16 protein-coding genes are annotated in these 17,473 nt (G+C 50.4%); 3 read left to right on the plus strand and 13 right to left on the minus strand.

All coding sequences use genetic code 11. From position 1 onward, the window contains the following. Nucleotides 1-70: 70 nt before the first annotated feature. The 13 genes from C5O22_RS12375 to C5O22_RS12435 form a co-directional block, all read right to left on the minus strand. A complete protein-coding gene (locus C5O22_RS12375; RefSeq protein ID WP_132782270.1) occupies nt 71-1,021 on the minus strand; it encodes a cation diffusion facilitator family transporter in 951 nt (316 codons plus the stop codon). 39 nt (nt 1,022-1,060) lie between these two features. Further along, on the minus strand, nt 1,061-2,119 hold the full coding sequence (locus C5O22_RS12380) for a metallophosphoesterase family protein (protein WP_132782272.1): 1,059 nt from the start codon (nt 2,117-2,119) through the stop codon (nt 1,061-1,063). A gap of 298 nt (nt 2,120-2,417) precedes the next feature. Continuing rightward, nucleotides 2,418-3,344 carry an acetyl-CoA carboxylase carboxyltransferase subunit alpha gene (locus tag C5O22_RS12385; RefSeq protein WP_132782273.1) on the minus strand — a complete coding sequence of 309 codons (927 nt, stop codon included), beginning with the start codon at nt 3,342-3,344 and terminating at the stop codon, nt 2,418-2,420. 1 nt (nt 3,345) lies between these two features. Beyond that, nucleotides 3,346-4,179 (minus strand): acetyl-CoA carboxylase, carboxyltransferase subunit beta, encoded by an 834-nt coding sequence (gene accD, locus C5O22_RS12390; RefSeq protein WP_132782275.1) that lies wholly within the window; start codon nt 4,177-4,179, stop codon nt 3,346-3,348. Beyond that, nucleotides 4,169-5,500 (minus strand): acetyl-CoA carboxylase biotin carboxylase subunit, encoded by a 1,332-nt coding sequence (locus C5O22_RS12395; RefSeq protein ID WP_132782276.1) that lies wholly within the window; start codon nt 5,498-5,500, stop codon nt 4,169-4,171. The genes accD and C5O22_RS12395 overlap by 11 nt, the downstream gene beginning before the upstream one ends. Before the next feature lie 9 nt (nt 5,501-5,509). Continuing rightward, nucleotides 5,510-6,028: an acetyl-CoA carboxylase biotin carboxyl carrier protein gene (accB, locus tag C5O22_RS12400; protein WP_132782278.1), complete on the minus strand. Its 519-nt coding sequence runs from the start codon at nt 6,026-6,028 to the stop codon at nt 5,510-5,512. Nucleotides 6,029-6,053: 25 nt separating this feature from the next. Further along, nucleotides 6,054-7,307: an enoyl-ACP reductase FabV gene (gene fabV, locus C5O22_RS12405; RefSeq protein WP_132782279.1), complete on the minus strand. Its 1,254-nt coding sequence runs from the start codon at nt 7,305-7,307 to the stop codon at nt 6,054-6,056. Nucleotides 7,308-7,360: 53 nt separating this feature from the next. Beyond that, nucleotides 7,361-7,810 (minus strand): 3-hydroxyacyl-ACP dehydratase FabZ, encoded by a 450-nt coding sequence (gene fabZ / locus C5O22_RS12410; protein WP_132782280.1) that lies wholly within the window; start codon nt 7,808-7,810, stop codon nt 7,361-7,363. A gap of 11 nt (nt 7,811-7,821) precedes the next feature. Next, nucleotides 7,822-9,099 (minus strand): beta-ketoacyl-ACP synthase II, encoded by a 1,278-nt coding sequence (gene fabF, locus C5O22_RS12415; RefSeq protein WP_132782282.1) that lies wholly within the window; start codon nt 9,097-9,099, stop codon nt 7,822-7,824. A 14-nt stretch (nt 9,100-9,113) separates the two neighbouring features. Next, nucleotides 9,114-9,854 carry a 3-oxoacyl-[acyl-carrier-protein] reductase gene (gene fabG, locus C5O22_RS12420; RefSeq protein WP_132782283.1) on the minus strand — a complete coding sequence of 247 codons (741 nt, stop codon included), beginning with the start codon at nt 9,852-9,854 and terminating at the stop codon, nt 9,114-9,116. A gap of 172 nt (nt 9,855-10,026) precedes the next feature. Continuing rightward, a complete protein-coding gene (locus C5O22_RS12425) occupies nt 10,027-11,034 on the minus strand; it encodes an ACP S-malonyltransferase (protein ID WP_132782285.1) in 1,008 nt (335 codons plus the stop codon). Then, the gene (locus tag C5O22_RS12430) at nt 11,028-12,062 is read right to left on the minus strand and encodes a beta-ketoacyl-ACP synthase III (RefSeq protein ID WP_132782287.1); all 1,035 of its coding nucleotides are present in this window, start codon (nt 12,060-12,062) and stop codon (nt 11,028-11,030) included. Before C5O22_RS12430 ends, C5O22_RS12425 begins: the two co-directional genes overlap by 7 nt. 171 nt (nt 12,063-12,233) lie before the next feature. Next, entirely contained in the window at nt 12,234-13,058 is an 825-nt protein-coding gene (locus C5O22_RS12435; protein ID WP_132782289.1) for a hypothetical protein, read from the minus strand. A gap of 444 nt (nt 13,059-13,502) precedes the next feature. On the opposite strand from C5O22_RS12435, the gene C5O22_RS12440 reads away from it, so the two are divergent. From C5O22_RS12440 to C5O22_RS12450, 3 genes are all read left to right on the plus strand, one after another. After that, a complete protein-coding gene (locus tag C5O22_RS12440; protein ID WP_132782291.1) occupies nt 13,503-14,405 on the plus strand; it encodes a tetratricopeptide repeat protein in 903 nt (300 codons plus the stop codon). Between the two features lie 92 nt (nt 14,406-14,497). Further along, the gene (locus C5O22_RS12445) at nt 14,498-15,655 is read left to right on the plus strand and encodes a hypothetical protein (RefSeq protein WP_132782293.1); all 1,158 of its coding nucleotides are present in this window, start codon (nt 14,498-14,500) and stop codon (nt 15,653-15,655) included. Nucleotides 15,656-15,915: 260 nt separating this feature from the next. Beyond that, on the plus strand, nt 15,916-17,473 hold a 1,558-nt coding region (locus C5O22_RS12450), incomplete at its 3' end, for an ATP-dependent nuclease (protein WP_132782295.1).

Below are 17,473 nucleotides of genomic sequence, written 5' to 3' on the forward strand. Positions count from 1 at the left end.
AACGGTGAAATAAACATGAGGGGCCCGAGGGGGCCCCTGAAAGGGGCACCAACGGCGCTTGCCAGGGGGACTATTTCTCGTCCCCCTCCCGCAGACCGTACTGTTCGGTGGGGTGACTCTCCGCTTCCCCTTCGGGCTCCACATGCACCATGATATCGTAGACCCCATCAACCCGTTCTTTTATCGCCTGCTCCACCAAGCTGGCTAAGTGGTGGGCCTCCCGAACAGAAAGTTCTGGATTAACCTCAATATCCAGATCGATATCCCAGAGCCCCGCAATACGGCGCATCCGCGCCCGATGGGGATTCACCGTTCCCGGCACGGATCGGACCGCTTCAAAAAGGGCCTGGTACAGTTCGGGATCACTGTTTCCATCCATGAGTTCCGTATTCACTTCCCAGAAGATACTGATAGCCGCCCGAATAACCCATAGGCCTACCCCAATTGCCACCAGAGGATCGAGGATGGGAAGATGGAACAAAATAGAAAGAGCCAGACCTATAAGGACGCCACTGGAGATCACCACATCGCCGAGCATGTTCTTGCCATTAGCCTTAAGCATGGCCGAGTTAGCCCGTTTGCCCAGGTACATCTGGGACCAGGCAAGGAAGAGCTTTCCCAGGATGGAACAGAGGGTAACCACCAGCACGAGGGGTGGAGGGACCCTGGTATCCCCTAATGAAAACAGTCGTTCCCCCGCCCGGAGCATAAGCTGGGCCCCCGCAAAAAAAAGAATGAACGAAAGGATCGTCGTGGCGATGGTTTCGGCCCGGCCGTGCCCCCAGGGGTGCTTGCGATCCGCAGGGCGGGCAATGATCCCCGCCACTAAAAGCGACATGAGGGCGATGATCACATCGGTAGAAGAATCGATGCCATCCCCCAACACCGCCAAGCTTGACGCCAGAAGACCGGTACCAATTTTAAGAGAAGCGAGGAAGAGGTTGCCCCACAGGGCTATGTGGGAAGCCAATCGAACAAGCGCAACTTTTTCGTTTGTTTCGCTGAGATTTTGAGGTGACATAATAATGAAAGTATGAACAAAAAAACCCGTTATAACAAGTTAACTTTCGCTTCCTAAGAGGGAAATTCGCAGAAACACATGCCCCAGGTCATCCTCTTTAAGGGTATACTTCTGGAAATCCTCATAGTTTTCCTGACGGAGGGCTTCTTCATGGATGTACGATTTTGCCTGTCCCCGGGGTGTCCAGTATTCCAGAGAAATACGTTCCGCACTTACCTCTAAACAGGTAAGCCCCTTTTTTCCCGTGGCACAGCCGGAGTTAAAAAGACAGGGCACCAAAAGAGGGCTTGCCTGATAAAGGCTTCGGGAAATCTTTTCTTTCAGTTTTTGTTTTTCCAGTCGTTCCAGTTCAGCTTTGTACACCGTAAGGGTGATCCGTATTTGTTCCCGTCGTTCCCCCGAAGCAAGGGCATACTCACGGATAAGGTCTTCTATACTCCAGCGCAGGCTATCATACTTTGAAAGGGATTCAAAGAGGGGCCGGTGGGTATGACCGATAATCGCAATTACTTTGCGGTCCTGGGCATACCGGTAAATCCGTTTTTCCACCGCAAACCTTCGTTTTGAGTGGTGGGCCACATTCCCATTTTTTATATGGAAGGGCTTGGCCATAAATTTTACGACAAACTCCGATATATAATCATATTCGCTAAACAGTTTGGATGCCTGATGACCATGAAAAACAAAGAGCCGATCATTTCCTTTAACAAAGGAATAGCCGTGATGCAAGGGATAGGGATAATCCGTATCGTGGAGGAGAGCTATATCGTGGTTTCCCACAATTTTTATAAATCGATTATCCTGGGCAAAGTCATTAAAAATCTTAAAAAGATCCCGCCAGGCAGTTAGAATCTGGGCATACTTAAATTTTTGAACGTCCTCGATATCTCCGTTAAGAATAAGCGTATATCCCTGGGCATAGTAATAGTGCAGCGCCTTGACTATCAACGCCCGATTATGGGCAAGATCGTCCCGACTTCCGCCGTCACCCATATGCAGGTCACTCATAATCACATAACGATCCCCGTTCTGCAGTGACCGTTGGGGACATTCTTTTATAAGGTTATCCAGGGATCGATACACATCTTTCATACTCATGGATACAGCATAGAAAAGAATTAGGCTATGGATTGTTAATAATGTATTAATTTTTGATGAAATCAAAGGCGCCAGCCCTGGACAAGAAGGTTTTCACGAAGGCTGTCGTTTTTTTATTAGCGTCGTGCCTTGCCCCAGAAAAAGGGTATTGTCCCCCCCCTTTAGGGAGCCGGGGAATGCAAAGGGGACTTCACCCAGAAAATCGGGCCCCGTCAAAACAGGGGGTCCCTCCATTCACCGGCCTTTTCCAGCAGCCCCGATTTCGCTAAGGGGCCTCCTTTTTCAGCGAGGGTTCCAATTATTCGTCACTGCCCTCGTGCCAGTGACCAATTTTCCGGATCTTCTGGTTTCGATATCGCACCAGTACCGCCGGATTCCGCTGGCACAAATCGGAAAGGTCCCGGACCAATACTTCTTTGATGGCCCGGGCTGTCGCATCCACATCGGTATGGGCCCCACCCGGCGGTTCAGGAATTACTCCATTAACGATCTTGAATTCTAACAGATCCGCACTGGTAATCCTGAGCATGGCCGCCGCATCCCGCGCCCGGCTTGCATCCCGAAGAAGAATGGAAGCGCAGCCTTCGGGGCTAATCACCGAGTAGATGGCGTTTTCAAGCATGTAGATCTTATCTCCCACGCAAATCCCCAGGGCACCGCCGGAGCCGCCTTCCCCAATGATAACACAAATAATGGGCGTCTTAAGCTGGCTCAATTCCATAAGGTTCCGGGCGATGGCTTCCCCGATTCCCCGTTCTTCCGCCCCAAGTCCAGGATAGGCCCCGGAGGTATCCACAAAGGTGATGATAGGGCGACGGAATTTTTCTGCCTGCTTGGCAAGGCGCAGGGCCTTGCGATACCCCTCGGGATTTGCCATGCCGTGGTTACGGCGCATGTTTTCCTTTAAGGTTCGGCCCTTCTGGTTGGCAATGATGGTAACGGGCATGCCATTCAAAAATCCCAGACCTCCCACAATGGCGGGGTCATCCGCAAAATAGCGGTCCCCGTGGAGTTCGATAAAGTTATCAAAAATACGGGTAATATAGTCTAATGAATAGGGGCGATCCGGATGACGGGCCAGTTCTACCCGCCGCCAGGCCTGTTCGGTTTTTGATGCGGCCCGAATCTTCGCTTCAATCTGGCTGAGTTCTTCCTGCACATCAATGCCCTGCTTTTGGGCCAGTTCTTTTAATTCTTCTAGTTTTTTTTCAAGACTTTTCTGCATCCTAGGCCTCCCTGGAAAGCCCCTGGGGCGTTTCGTCCACATCCCATCCCTGACCGTTTCCACAGGCAGGACGATGCAGATCGATGAGGAGGGAAAGGAAACGGCGCTGTTCCTTTCGCGGCACGATCGCATCTACAAAACCCTTTTCCAGCTGGAATTCGGCCCGCTGGAAGCCCTCGGGCAATTTTTGTCGGATGGTTCCCTCGATAACCCGGGGACCCGCAAAACCAATGAGCGCCCCCGGTTCAGCCAGTGTCACATCGGCGAGCATGGCAAAACTGGCGGTCACCCCGCCTGTGGTGGGATCACAGAGTACCACAAAATAGGGAACCCCGGCCTTCCCGAGTTCCGCCACGGCGCTGGAGGTTTTGGCCATCTGCATGAGGGAAAAAATCCCTTCCTGCATGCGGGCTCCCCCGCTGGTGGTATAAATAATCACCGGTTTTCGCTCCTGGGCCCCCTTAAGAAGGGCCCGGGTTATCTTTTCTCCCACTACCGAGCCCATGGATCCTCCCATAAAATTAAAGGACATAAGGGCCAACACCACGGGCTTTCCCTCGATGGCGGCGGTGCCGGTGATAACCGCCTCTTTCATCCGGGCTTTGGCCTCTGCTTCAGAAAGCTTTTCTTCGTAGCCCGCAAGATCAATGGGATTTAACGAACGGAGGTTGGCCGAAAATTCCACAAAGCTCCCCGGATCCACCAGGTAGGAAAGGCGTTCGGCGGGCTCCATCCGGTAATGATAGCCACAGGATGGGCAGGTTTTAAGGGCCGCCGCGATAGTTGCTTCATCATGGAGGGCCCCACAGGAGGGACAGGGGTTCTCAGTGGACATGTTCCACCTCCTTTTCTATTTCGGCATAGTAGCCAGTCCCAAAATCACCACTCTGGAACTTTGGATGGTTTATAATCCACCGCTGCTGGGCCGCATTCGTTTTGATCCCTTCGATCCGCAGTTCCCGAAGGGCCCGATCCATCCGGGCCAGGGCAAGGGGGCGGGTTGGCGCATACACAATAAGCTTAGCCACCATGGAGTCATAGTGGGGGGGCACCGTACAGCCGCTATACAGAAAAGAATCGAATCGAACCCCGGGGCCACCGGGAACATCGAGGCGATGCACCTTGCCGGGACTCAGGGCGTTAATCCGACACTCGATGGACCACCCCGAAAGGCGGACCGTCTCAGGGTCAATCTCCATGCGGCCTTCGGTACAGGCTAGAATCTGCTGACGGATAATGTCGATACCCGTCACGAACTCGCTTACCGGATGTTCCACCTGGATGCGGGCATTTACTTCCATAAAATAAAAGTCCTTACCGGACACCAGGAATTCGATGGTTCCCGCGCCCCGATACTTCAGTTCCCGGAACATGCGCACCGCCCCTTCGGACATGCGTCGCCGCATATCCTCATCTACCGCGGGGGAGGGGCTTTCTTCGATAAGCTTTTGATGCCGCTTTTGAACCGAACAGTCCCGTTCTCCCAGGACGAGGACCGTTCCTTTCCCATCGGCCACAATCTGCAGTTCCACGTGTCGGGGGTTTTCGAGGTATTTTTCGATAAACACCGTGCCATCCGCAAAGTTAGCCGCCGCCTCTCGACTGGCGATAGCCAGGTTTTCCGCCAGTTCTTCTTCCCGACGGATTACCCGCATCCCTTTACCGCCGCCACCGGCCGCGGCTTTTATGATGACCGGGTACCCCAGTTCCCGGGCAATTTTTGCCGCCTCCACGGGGTCCTGGACGGCCCCTTCGGTGCCCGGAGTAATTGGAAGGCCATACTTCTTGGCGGTGTTCCGGGCCTGAACCTTGTCTCCCAATAGGTCGATCACCTCCGGGTCGGGACCGATAAAAATAAGTCCTTCTTTCTGCACCGCCCGGGCAAAGTCGGCACTTTCTGACAAGAACCCAACCCCCGGATGAATGGCCTGACAGCCAGTCCTGAGGGCCGCCATGATGAGATTTTCCTTTACCAGGTAACTTTTTGCCGACGGAGGAGGCCCAATACACACCGCCTGATCTGCCAACTGTACGTGGAGGCTATCCCGGTCGGCGGTGGAATAGACCGCCACCGTCTCGATGCCCAGTTCCCGGCAGGTGCGGATAACCCGGACGGCGATTTCCCCCCGGTTTGCAATGAGGATACGTCGTACCACGGGAAACTCCTATAGTCGTTTTACTTCGAAGAGGGCCTGCCCATACTCGACGAGGTCCCCATTTTGGGCCTTGATAGCGACAATTTCACAATCGAATTCCGCTTCCAGGTGATTCATCATCTTCATGGCTTCGAGGATACAGAGGGTCTGGCCCGCCTTTACCTTGCTTCCAATCTCTACGAAGGGAGGCGCATCAGGACTGGGGGATCGATAAAAGGTCGCCACAATGGGGCTGGTAATAACTTCGGTTCCTGCCGCTGTGGCGCCCCCTTCGTGGGCAGGAAGCCCCAGGTGTACCCCCTGGTCATGACCAGAGCCAGAAGCGACACCCGCGCTTCCAGCAGAAGAAAGAGCGGGAGCCCCCTGTTTTTCCACAGAGGTCGTCGCAATGGCGGTTCCTTCTCCCCGGCCCCGGAGGGCCGCTTCTTTCCGTAACACCAGGTGAATAGAGCCATCGCTCAGTTCAAGTTCCGCAATGGAACTGGTGCCGAATTTTTCTATAATGGCAAGTAAATTCTTATCATCCATGGTATTCGCTCCTTTTCATTTTTCCTTAAATTCCTGAAGGATCCACATCGGCTTCGTAATCCACACCGGCCACATCAAAACCATGGGCTTCCAGGAAGTCGTGTCGATACCCTTCCACGTCGGCCAGTTCAAAGATATTTTCCTCCGTGGCGGCTTCCATGCGTCGTTTGGTCTCGGCCTGCACATCATCCCGCATCTCCCAGTCGTCGATACGGATCCGGCGTTCCCCATCGACCGGGACCCGGCTGGCATTCCGGGCAGCCTCAACGGTGTAGAGCCGATCCCGGTACAGACGGACCAATTGCTCGATGCAGCCTTCGTGGAGGTTCTTTTCTTTCATCACCTTAAAAAGACAGGAAATATAGAGGGGGATGATGGGGATTACCGCGCTCGCCCGGGTTACCAGGGCCTTGTTTACCGAAACCCAGGCGGCCCCTCCCACCTGCCTGGCAAGTCTGTCGTTTAAAACATGGCTTGTTTTTTCCAGGTGTTCCTTGGCTTTTCCAATGGTTCCATTTTTATAGATGGGCCAGGAAAGCTCGGGCCCGATGTAGGTGTAAGCTACGGTACGGGCGCCCGGGGCAAGCACCCCCGCCGCCAGGAGGGCATCGATCCACAGTTCCCAGTCCTCCCCGCCCATCACCTTTACCGTATGGGCTATCTCTTCCTCCGTAGCAGGTTCGGCGGTAGCGATGCTGATCTTTCCCGTCATCATGTCCAGGGTTTTGCCCGAAAAGGGGGCCCCGATGGGCTTGATCACCGAGCGATACAGGGTCCCATCCCGGGGATCGGTGCGCACCGGGCTCGCGAGGGAATAGACCACCAGGTCCACCTGGGCGGGGATTCCTGCCTTCTGGGCAACTTCCTTGATTGCCGCGATGGCCCGGTCCTTCATTTCGCTGGAAAAGGCGTCCCCATCCAGGCTCTGGCTTACCAGGCCCGCCGTGGCGGCTTCCCGATCAAAGGCAAGGTTATTGTACCAGCCGGGGGTACCCGGTTTGGTGGGGCTCCCGGCCTTTTCAAAGGAGATACCCACCGTAGCGGCCCCATAGCCAAAGGCAGCGGCGATGCGGCTCGCAAGGCCATAGCCCGTAGAACAGCCAATCACCAGGGCAAGGCGAGGGGCCCCCTGGGGCGCCCTTCGGGCCGCCTCCATAGGAGAGAGGCCACCCGCCAGGTGGGTGGTAACGTAGTTAATCTGGTTTTGCACCGCCTTAAGGCACCCCGTGGGATGGCTACTTAAGCAGATATTGTTGCGGATCATCGGTTTAATTATCATTGGTTTCCTCCTGATGAACTAAAAGGGCCATTGACCCTGCGGTATGGGAAAGCTCATTGGGCGTTTCCCCCGGCGACGTCCGCCGAAACGCCTCCCACAAGGCACATCCACTCGGCCTCTGCGGCAAGCTCAGAGCCCACGTAGACCTTGCCGGCCTGCTTTATCATCCTGCTTGAAACCCGCAGGTTTTCGATTTCCAGGCGCACCTCATCGCCGGGCCGAACCTGACGGCGGAATTTTACGTTATCTACCGATGCAAGGAAAAAGAGGGAATCCCCCCCGAGGATGCCCAGTTTCCGAAGGCCCGCACCCCCCGCCTGGGCCATGGTTTCCACCAGGATTACCCCCGGCACCACCGGGTACTGGGGAAAGTGGCCGCTAAAGAAGAATTCATCCGGGGTAAAGACATGACGGGCCACTATGCGTTCTTTGGTGGCCTCATCGATCACATCGACGAATAAAAAGGGCCGCCGATGGGGTAACAGTTGTTCCATTTCGTTCATAATTTTCCCCCTTAGTTCGTATAACGGGTAAAGACCACCACCCCGTTATGGCCCCCGAAGCCCAGGGAACCGGAGGCCGCGGCCCGAATTTCCCCGTACTGGACCTGGTTGGGCACATAATCCAGGTCACACTCTGGATCGGGATGATCCAGATTGATGGTCGGGGGATAGAAGCCCTCAGTAATAGCCAGGATACAGGCAATGGCCTCGAGGGCCCCCGCAGCGGCAATACAGTGGCCGGTCATGCTCTTGGTGCTGGAAACCTTCATTTTATAGGCATGGTCGCCAAAGGCGAGTTTTATCATTTTTGTTTCGGTGGGATCATTGATTTCGGTGCTGGTCCCGTGGGCATTGTAGTACTGGATATCCTCCGGTTTGAGCCCCGCATCTTCTATGGCAAGCCGCATGGCCCGCCCACCCCCTTCCCCGGTGGGATCGGGGGCCGTGATATGGTACGCATCGGCCGTGGCTCCATAGCCGGCAAATTCCGCAAGGATTCGAGCCCTCCGCTGCTTCGCATGGGCCTCGCTTTCCAGAATAAGGATCCCTGCCCCTTCGCCCATGACAAAGCCATCCCGGTCTTTATCAAAGGGCCGACTTGCCCTCTGGGGCTCATCGTTCCGGGTGGAAAGGGCCTTGAGCATCTGGAAGCCCGCAATGGCAAAGGGAACGATAGCCGCTTCGGTACCACCGGCTATTACCACATCACAGCGTCCAGAACGAATCAGATCCAGGGCCTGCCCCAGGGCGTCGGTTCCCGATGCACAGGCAGTGACCTGGGTAAAGGCGGGGCCCTTGGTGCCATACACCATGGAAATGTTCCCCGCGGCCTCATTGTTAATCATCATGGGAACCGTAAGGGGAAGCACCCGTTTAGGACCATGGGCGATAAGTTTACGGAAGGATTCTTCCGTAATCTCCCAGCCACCGATACCGTTCCCAATCACCACTCCCGTCCGCTCGGGATTACAGCGGAGTTTTCGGGGGATGTTCTCCGGATCCTCGGGGCCCCGTTCCACCAGTCCCGCCTGTTGGAGGGCCTGGGCCGTAGCGGCCACCGCAAACTGGGTGAATCGGGCCATTTTACGGGCATCCTTTTTATCAATCCACACCAGGGGATCAAAGTTTTTTACCTCCGCCGCAATCTTTACATCAAATTCAGTAGTATCAAAAAGGGTAATCCGGTCGATGCCACTTTTTCCTGCCTTAAGGGCCTGGGAAAATTCGGGAACCGAATTGCCAATAGGGCTAATTGCCCCCATTCCTGTTACCACCACTCTGGTTTTCATAGACGTATTTCTCCTTATATGAACATACCGCCATCTACCGAAATGACCTGACCGGTGATATATGCAGACATATCACTCGCCAGGAAAAGAGCCGCCTGGGCAATGTCCTCGGGTTGGCCCAGTCGTTTAAGGGGAATATGGTCCATCAATTTTTCCTTTGCGGTTTGAGGAATCGCCTCGGTCATATCAGTGACAATGTAGCCGGGGGCAATGGCGTTTACCCGCACATTCCGGCTTGCCAGTTCCTGGGCAAGGCTTTTTGTCAGGCCAATAAGTCCGGCCTTGCTGGCCGCATAGTTTGCCTGTCCCCCGTTTCCGTGGAGCCCCACCACACTGGACATGTTGATGATGGAACCCGCTTTTTTCCGGATCATTTCCCGGCCTACCGTTCGGGCAATAAGGAAGGCCGCCGTTAAGTTTACATCGAGGACCTTCTGAAAATCCTCAAGGCTCATGCGAAAGGCAAGGCCATCCTTGGTGATTCCCGCATTATTTACCAGAATGTCAAAGCCCCCCACTTCTTTTTGGAGGCCCTCCACAAGGGCTTCTATCCCCGAAAGCTGGGAAAGGTCAGCCACCACCCAATGGAGCCTTCCCTGGGCTGCGGCAGTCCGTTCTGCCAGGTCTGCGGGCTCCCGGGTACTGAGCCCCCACACTTCGGCGCCCTCGGCTAAAAACTGCTCCACAATGGCCTTCCCAATTCCCCGGGATGCCCCCGTAACCAGGGCCTTTTTTCCTTCTAACAGCTTCTTCATCCCTTTTTGCTCCTTCCATCGGATAAAATAGGAACCACCAGGGTATCCGGCAGGATCCTTTCTGTAATCCAAAGGGGCCTCAGAACACCGGGCCCTGACAGATTCTTCTGTGATATATCATTTCCGCCCTTTTTCAGGGGCGATATCCATCCGCATCCTTTTTATATGGTCCCTATTTTTCTATGGCCTCGATTTCTGCCCAGGTCCCCGCCCCAAAAGCGGGGACAGAACTTCCTATCTCTTTCCACAGTCCCTGCAGGACCTTCCCGGGACCAACTTCCAGAACCCCATCAAGTTCGAGCCGGGCCAATTCGGCCTCTTCCCGGGTCCAGCGAACACTTTCGACGATCTGGCGGAGGGCCAGGGCCCGGGCCTCCGCGCCAGTTGTAACCAGACTTCCGGTGACATTTGAAAAGAGGGGAAGCACCGGATCCCTGAAGGGAACCGAATCCAACAGCGGTCCAAAGGCTTTCTGGGCCTCTGCCACGAGGGGCGAATGAAAGGGCCCGGCCACTTTAAGACGGACCACCCGGCGAGCCCCGGCGGCTTTAAACCGCTCCTCCGCTAAGGACAGGGCCGCCCCGGTGCCCGCCACCACCACCTGGCGGGGGCTATTAAAATTGGCCGCATACAATGGCAGGCTCTCCTCCTTTTGCCACCGCTGGATCAGCCGTTCTACCTCTTCTTCAGAAAGCCCCAGAACCGCCATCATCCCCGGCACCCCACCGGCACTGGAAGAAGACACCCCACCAGAGGCATCCCCGCTGGGTGCCTCTGACGCCCCTTCTGCGGTCAGGCGGTCCGCCACGGCCTGCATGGCCTTACCCCGGGCAACAACCAGGCGAAAACAATCCTCCACTGAAAGCACCCCCGCTTCTACCAGGGCCGCATATTCTCCCAGACTAAAGCCCGCACAGGCCACCGGCTGGATACCCCGCTCCCTCAATACCGCGGCAGCCGAAAGGTTCACCAGGGTAATGAGGGGCTGAGAAAGGTCCGTTCGCTTAAGCTCCTCTTCTGGCGCTTCTTCCAGGATTTTTCGCATATCCATCTGAGCCACATCACTGGCCAGGGCAAACAGGTCTCGCACCCTCGGGCTCTGCTCGTAGAGATCAAGCCCCATTTTGGGGTACTGGGCTCCCTGGCCGGGAAACAGAAAGGCGTACTTTTTTGCTACCATATGAGTAAATTCCCTCCATAGGTCAGACCTGCTCCAAAACCCACCATCAAGATAAGATCTCCCCGATGGAGTTTACCGGATCGATTCATCTCATCCAGGGCAATGGGGATAGAAGCGGCCGAAGTATTCGCGTATTCTTCAATGTTTAAAAAGAACTTTTCTTCAGGGATGCCAAAGCGTTTTGCCGCAGCCTGGACGATCCGGGCGTTTGCCTGGTGCGGCACGATCCAGGCAAGATCTTCCACGGAGATCCCTTCTTCGGTGAGCAGGGCATCGATGGTATCGGTGACGGCCTTAACCGCAAAGTTGTATACGGCCCGGCCATTCATCTCGATAACCGGAGGAAGATCCAGGGTCTCCCCTGCCCTATAGGGGTTGCGGCTTCCCCCACGCCGGAGGATAAGGTGCTCGCCACCGGAGCCATCGGAACCCAGGATAGAACGGAGCAGCCCCCGCCGGCCCTGTCCCTTCGTGGGGGCATCGGTTTTCTCAAGGATTACCGCGCCAGCCCCATCCCCAAAGAGCACACAGGTGCTCCGGTCCTGCCAGTTTGTTACCTTACTGAGGATCTCCGCACCAATCACCAGGGCCCGTCGGCGGCTATCCTTAAGGGCAAGCATGCCCGCCGCCGTTTCAAGGGCATAGATGAAAGCAGTACATCCCGCCACCACATCCACGGCCCCCGCCCGATGTGCCCCCAGGCGATCCTGAACAAGACAGGCCGTAGAAGGGAAGCCGTAAAAGTCAGGGGTTGCCGTAGCGACAACCACCATATCCAGGGATTGAACAGCCGCTTCGTAACTTCCCCCTAAGGAAGGGTCCCGTTCTACGAGCATGTGAAGCGCCGATTGAGCGGCCTGCACCGCCAGGTCGCTCGCAGCGGTGTGTTCATCCGCAATGTGTCTATTCCCTATCCCGGTGTGGGATCGGATCCATTCGTCAGAAGTATCAAGTTTTTGGGCTAGTTCATCGTTACTTACCCGACGAGGGGGCACCGCCATGCCCGTTGCAACAATTTCGTAGGCCATGCTATATCCTTTTTTGACAAATTAACATAAAAATGTCATCTATCCAGAATAGAATAACAAATAGAGTAAAAATGTCAATAGCGGCAGCCCTTTTTATATGTTGAAACAGTCCTGGGGTACCTACCGCTTCCCAAAGGATGGGCGGAAAACTAATTGCTTAGACTTTTCTTCTTAGTGAAGTTGATACATAACACCCATGGTAACCCCCATGTTCAGGAGTGCCAGGGAGTTGAAACTGACAAAAAAAGTGGCGCGGTCCTTCCGATACATTCCCGTAAGACCTGCGGTCCTAAATCCCCCATCATTCATCAGATCTTTGACCGAGAACACACTGGGCCAGTGGAACGCCATACTGGCAGTAACCATAAACGACTTGTCCCCCTGACTATATTGATACCCCAACAAATCCAGGAGAACCGTCACTGACCAGGGAGAAGAGGAAATATCAATAAAAGAGTAAAATTCACTATTTAACGGATTGTTTTGCGAGATGGTCCGGCGAAACTCCCGGTATGGCCCTGTTTCATAGGCTCCCTGAAGCTGGATTCCGCTTCGAACATAAGTGTTCGTCCCGCTGGACATCATAATATACAGGCCCTGTTGGAAGGATCCCCCATAAAACATATAGCGACCGGGAATTAAATTTTCTATAGGAACCCCTGAAGGACTATGGTTACAAACGGCCATACCTGACCAGGCGGTCAACGCCCCGGGATAAAGAATTACCACCCCACCATCCAGCAAGGGGGTTTTGGGAATATACAGGAAGCCCCCCTGGGCCATCCAGGAAAAGTCCTCGGTATAAAGCAGACTGTTAATACCGCTCACTTTAAAAAGCCCATGGAATTCGGTTTGAGAAGCATCTTTCTCATCGGAAAGATGTATCGGCGGGACAGGAACCATATCGTACCCTAACTGGCCCGCCCCGTAAAAGGTAGTACAGCCCACCAAACAAAGGAACATCGCCGCACCAAGAACAAAGGCCCCCCGTTGCATACCCTTACTCCTCCTTTATGCAGTACGACCTATCAATACATATAGCATGGTTCCCCAGGGTCTTCCAGGGTAAAAGGTAAAAATGTGTTCTGTAAACAGACATGGTACCCCCCGGGGGAAGCAATAACAAAAATCATATCCTTGAACTTTGTCCAATTTTCCTATCAAGCGTTGACAGCAGAAAGAACCGGGAATTATACTCAAGCTATCGGCGGTGCCGAAAAATTCTGACAGGCTTCGTGTCCGGGATAGGGAAACACCCGTAGTCCAGGGAAACATCGAACTCCGAAGGGAAACTACCTACCCACCGAAAGGGGAAGTCCTACCAGTTAGGACGCTCTTCTTGATGTTACAGCGTATCCCACGGGCAAGGTTCAGCTTTACTACTTAAGGTTCTGATAATTTTTAGAATAACAGGGGTTAAGAGGTATAAGGGGCGATGCGATGAAAAATAGATGGTTAGCCGTTTTACTGATCGTGGTAAATGTGGTTTTTCTCTTTGCAGATGACAAAAGCACCTATTTACAATTACTGCAGGCAAACAAGATGCAGGAATTGAAGGCCCATTTGGAACAATGGGAAAAAAAGAGCCCCGACGATCCAGAAATGCTGATCGGTTACTTTAACTACTATATCAAGATGGCATCCAAGGAAACCTTAGTGTTCGGAGACGAAAACCCGCCGGTTCGGGGTACCGCTATGATCATTACCGATCCGGCAACGGGGGAGAAGGTTGGCTACCTCTATGGGGAAGTGTTCTATGATAGGGTCAATACCGAAAAGGCATTGCAGGTTATCAACAAGGCTATCGAACTCTATCCTGACCGGCTCGATATGCATTTCGGCAAAACCAGGTTCCTTTCGCTCCTTAAGGCATATAACGAACAAAAGGATTATTTGCTCACCCTGTTTGCGGTGGGGAAAAATAATGATCATCAGTGGAAATGGAGTGATGGACAGGTGCTTGAGAATGGGAAAGCGTTTTTTGTCGAAACCCTTCAGACCTACATCGCAGAATGGATGGATAGCGGGAACAATGTGGCGTTTAAATGTGTACAACCGGTCAGCGAAGCCCTTATTGAATATTTTCCTCAGAGCCCTATCGGATATAATGATTGTGGCTTATATTACGCCATGTCAGGGGATCTTCAAAACGCAGAACGGTATTTTCTCGCAGGCTATCAAGTAGCTCCATCGGATGACGTCATACTCAGTAACCTGGCATGCCTATATGAAATAACACAAGATATCGAGAAGGCAAAAAAGTTTTATACCCTTATGGCCAGATCCTCAGATAGGGATGCCGCAGCATATGCTAAACAGAAACTTTCAGAATTAGGCCGATAATTCGGCCACGGTGGTGATGGTACACCCGGGTTATTCCAGCAATCTGCTGAGTACATAACGAAAAAATCTGCCATACAAGAAAAGGAGGCATCATGAAAAAGATAGTCCGTTTTGCAGTTGTTCCCATAATCCTATTCGTAGCGTTTTCCTGTGCATCCACACCCAAAACGACAGTAAGCCCAATACCCGAGAAGCGCCCCGCTTTGTTTAGCTTTCTACCAATCGATACAAAAACAATAGTTGTCCCAACAAAAGAAAAACTTACCGCAATGGCTCCCCAGGGGAACCCTTTCGCTGATATAAAGAAAATTCCACAAGATAAAATTGAGAAACTCATCACTGCCAATGGCATTGATCCTAAAAAAACTTTTAAACAGGGAGAAAGCCTCTCTTCATTTGTCAACGGAAAGGTAATCGATGTCGACCCTACAGGATCAAGTGGATGGGGAAAATACATACTCATTGAAGGATCCTATACCTATTTTCTGTCCAACGGTAAAAAGGAAGTGGTATATAGAGTACTTATTTGCTATCTGGCGGCCGTCGCACCGGACATACAACCAATGGCTACAGTAAAAACTAATATGGCCCTCGGGACGGTACAGGTAGATACCCCTTTAAAAAGCACAAATATCCTGGTCTTTACACCTGATGTCAACGATATATTTTTAAATTTTTCAACCCCCAGCTATCCGGTTGATTACATGAATAACCGATGGTTTCATGTATATACGATACTCAATGAAAACACACAAAGAATTTTCTGGTATCCAGAGTGGAGCCCCCATGAAGCGGCGTATACCTTCTGTCACTGGCACGATCCTGAAACAGGGGAAGAACGAAGGGATCCTCCCCCACAAAACTATAATTTAGGAGGAACCATTATTCAAAGCGGATGCCGTTTTTCCCTATTGCTAGAAAAAAAGCCCCACCTACTCACCCCCGAAGAAAAGGGAAAAATTGAAAGCACGATTGGTGCTTTTAGAAACATTCTAGGGTTTGGCGATTTTGTTTCCGTAACCTCATGGCAAGACACCGACTATACCTACTATCTTTTTTGGGGACCTAGCATGAATAAATATATACAAGAAGAATGGGACCCCAAAAATCCAGTTTTAATCTCCGCAATGATTATAACAGCCGATGTTGCAACAAACAGCATCGTTTTCTATGTCGGTGACTTTTCCTATAAGGGTATCAGCCCAAAATTAGAGCAGGTTAAGAGTACAGTAATAAAGCTTGAAGATTGATGCTAATTTTCAAGTCTAAATTTGACAGGAGAAAAAGACAAAAACTATACTTTAGACGATCGGCGTTGCCGAGAGAATTTTGAGAAGCTCCGTTGTTTGGGAGAGGGGAATACTCGGAATTCGGGGGAGAAGCCGAATCCTGAAGGGAAACAACCTAACCACCGAAAAGGGAATTTTAGCAAGAAACAAAACTCGGTTAACTAAGAAACAGTAAAATTAAGAAAGCAATAGATTACTTCTAAAGAAGAGAGAGAATAGCTATGAAAATAAAGCAAATTGATATTAAAAATTATAGAAATTTTGATAATATAAATCTAATATTTCATCCTAATTTAACTTTTATTATAGGGGAAAATAATATAGGCAAGACAAATATTTTAGACTTACTAGATACTATTTTTAATAAAAGAAGTTTTTATAAAGATGATTTTAAAGATGTTAATACAGCCATAGAAATAGAACTAAAGCTTGAATTGGATAATATTGAAATAGGAATTTTTGATGACCTTTTTTCTCCAGAAAAAATTACATCAGAAAATGGTAGCATTGAAATAAACTTATTAATTAAACAAGAAAATCCTGATGATAGTATAAAAATTTTTCACAAAGAAACTGATGAAGAAATTTCTTCAAGAAAACTAAGATTTGCAAATTTGATCAGGTATGACCCCTTACGCAAACCTGGGGATGAGTTAGACTTTTCTAAAAGCAGAGGCGCTGGAAAATTCTTAAGCTATTTAGTTAAAAAACATTTTAACAATGAACCAAATGCTTATATTAAAGACTCTGAGCTAACTCAGTTAATTTCTAAGATTAATAAGGACTTAGAAACTTTCCAGTATTTTCATAATCTTGGCGTGAAAGTTGGATATAAAAAAGAAGTTTTTGATCAGATATTGAGTTTACTAGATTTACTTGATAAGGATGAAATTACAATATTCAGCACAGGTTATGGAGTTCAATACAATTTGATAATATTCTTTTATATACTCAATAAAACAATAGAGATTTTAGAATCAGAAAAAAAAGAAGATTCCATATTTACAGATACCAATGGAAAAAAATCTATTTCGCTTATTCTTTGTATTGACGAACCCGAAATACATATGCATCCATATATGCAACGAAGTCTTGTTAAAACAGTACATAAAATGCTTACAAATAACGACGAAAGCTTTAAAAACTTTTTAAAAGAAAATTTTAACATCGACCACATTTATGGACAGGCTATAATTGTTACCCATTCACCCAATGTGCTTCTTAATGATTATAAACAGTATGTAAGACTATACTATTCAAAAAAATTATCTTCAATCTCAGGCCAAAGCATCCAGTTAGAAAACGCAATAGAAAAACATCTTTATAAGCAAATACAATATATTAAAGAAGCATTCTTTTCTAAATGTGTTATTATTGTTGAAGGTGATACTGAATACGGAGCCTTACCTGAGTGGTTTGAAAAAAGTGGTATTGATATGGACATGTTAGGATTATCTATTATAAAAGCAGATGGTAAGAAAAGTATTAAACCCTTAAAGAAACTTTTGGAAAAATTTGGAATTGAATGTTTAACCTTGGCAGATAAAGATGATGGAAACGATAATAATTATGATTTTATTACTAATGGGAGAGATTTTGAAGAAGATGTTGTAAATTCATTATTTGATTTCTCTGATAATAAGGAGATTGAAAAAAAAGAACTTATATATAAAATACTAGCAGAGATTGACCCCAAAAATTTTAACGAAGAACAAAGGGCTTCTATAAAAATAGAAGAACTGAATAAAGAAGATACTTTAAGGGCACCTCTAAAAACCG

Source organism: Treponema sp. J25 (assembly GCF_004343725.1).
Classification (GTDB): domain Bacteria; phylum Spirochaetota; class Spirochaetia; order Treponematales; family Breznakiellaceae; genus J25.

Coding starts and splice junctions, on each gene's coding strand:
- C5O22_RS12375 (WP_132782270.1), bottom strand. CDS start 1,021: ATGTCACCTCAAAATCTCAGCGAAACAAACGAAAAAGTTGCGCTTGTT.
- C5O22_RS12380 (WP_132782272.1), bottom strand. CDS start 2,119: ATGAGTATGAAAGATGTGTATCGATCCCTGGATAACCTTATAAAAGAA.
- C5O22_RS12385 (WP_132782273.1), bottom strand. CDS start 3,344: ATGCAGAAAAGTCTTGAAAAAAAACTAGAAGAATTAAAAGAACTGGCC.
- accD (WP_132782275.1), bottom strand. CDS start 4,179: ATGTCCACTGAGAACCCCTGTCCCTCCTGTGGGGCCCTCCATGATGAA.
- accB (WP_132782278.1), bottom strand. CDS start 6,028: ATGGATGATAAGAATTTACTTGCCATTATAGAAAAATTCGGCACCAGT.
- fabV (WP_132782279.1), bottom strand. CDS start 7,307: ATGATAATTAAACCGATGATCCGCAACAATATCTGCTTAAGTAGCCAT.
- fabZ (WP_132782280.1), bottom strand. CDS start 7,810: ATGAACGAAATGGAACAACTGTTACCCCATCGGCGGCCCTTTTTATTC.
- fabF (WP_132782282.1), bottom strand. CDS start 9,099: ATGAAAACCAGAGTGGTGGTAACAGGAATGGGGGCAATTAGCCCTATT.
- fabG (WP_132782283.1), bottom strand. CDS start 9,854: ATGAAGAAGCTGTTAGAAGGAAAAAAGGCCCTGGTTACGGGGGCATCC.
- C5O22_RS12425 (WP_132782285.1), bottom strand. CDS start 11,034: ATGGTAGCAAAAAAGTACGCCTTTCTGTTTCCCGGCCAGGGAGCCCAG.
- C5O22_RS12430 (WP_132782287.1), bottom strand. CDS start 12,062: ATGGCCTACGAAATTGTTGCAACGGGCATGGCGGTGCCCCCTCGTCGG.
- C5O22_RS12435 (WP_132782289.1), bottom strand. CDS start 13,058: ATGCAACGGGGGGCCTTTGTTCTTGGTGCGGCGATGTTCCTTTGTTTG.
- C5O22_RS12440 (WP_132782291.1), top strand. CDS start 13,503: ATGAAAAATAGATGGTTAGCCGTTTTACTGATCGTGGTAAATGTGGTT.
- C5O22_RS12445 (WP_132782293.1), top strand. CDS start 14,498: ATGAAAAAGATAGTCCGTTTTGCAGTTGTTCCCATAATCCTATTCGTA.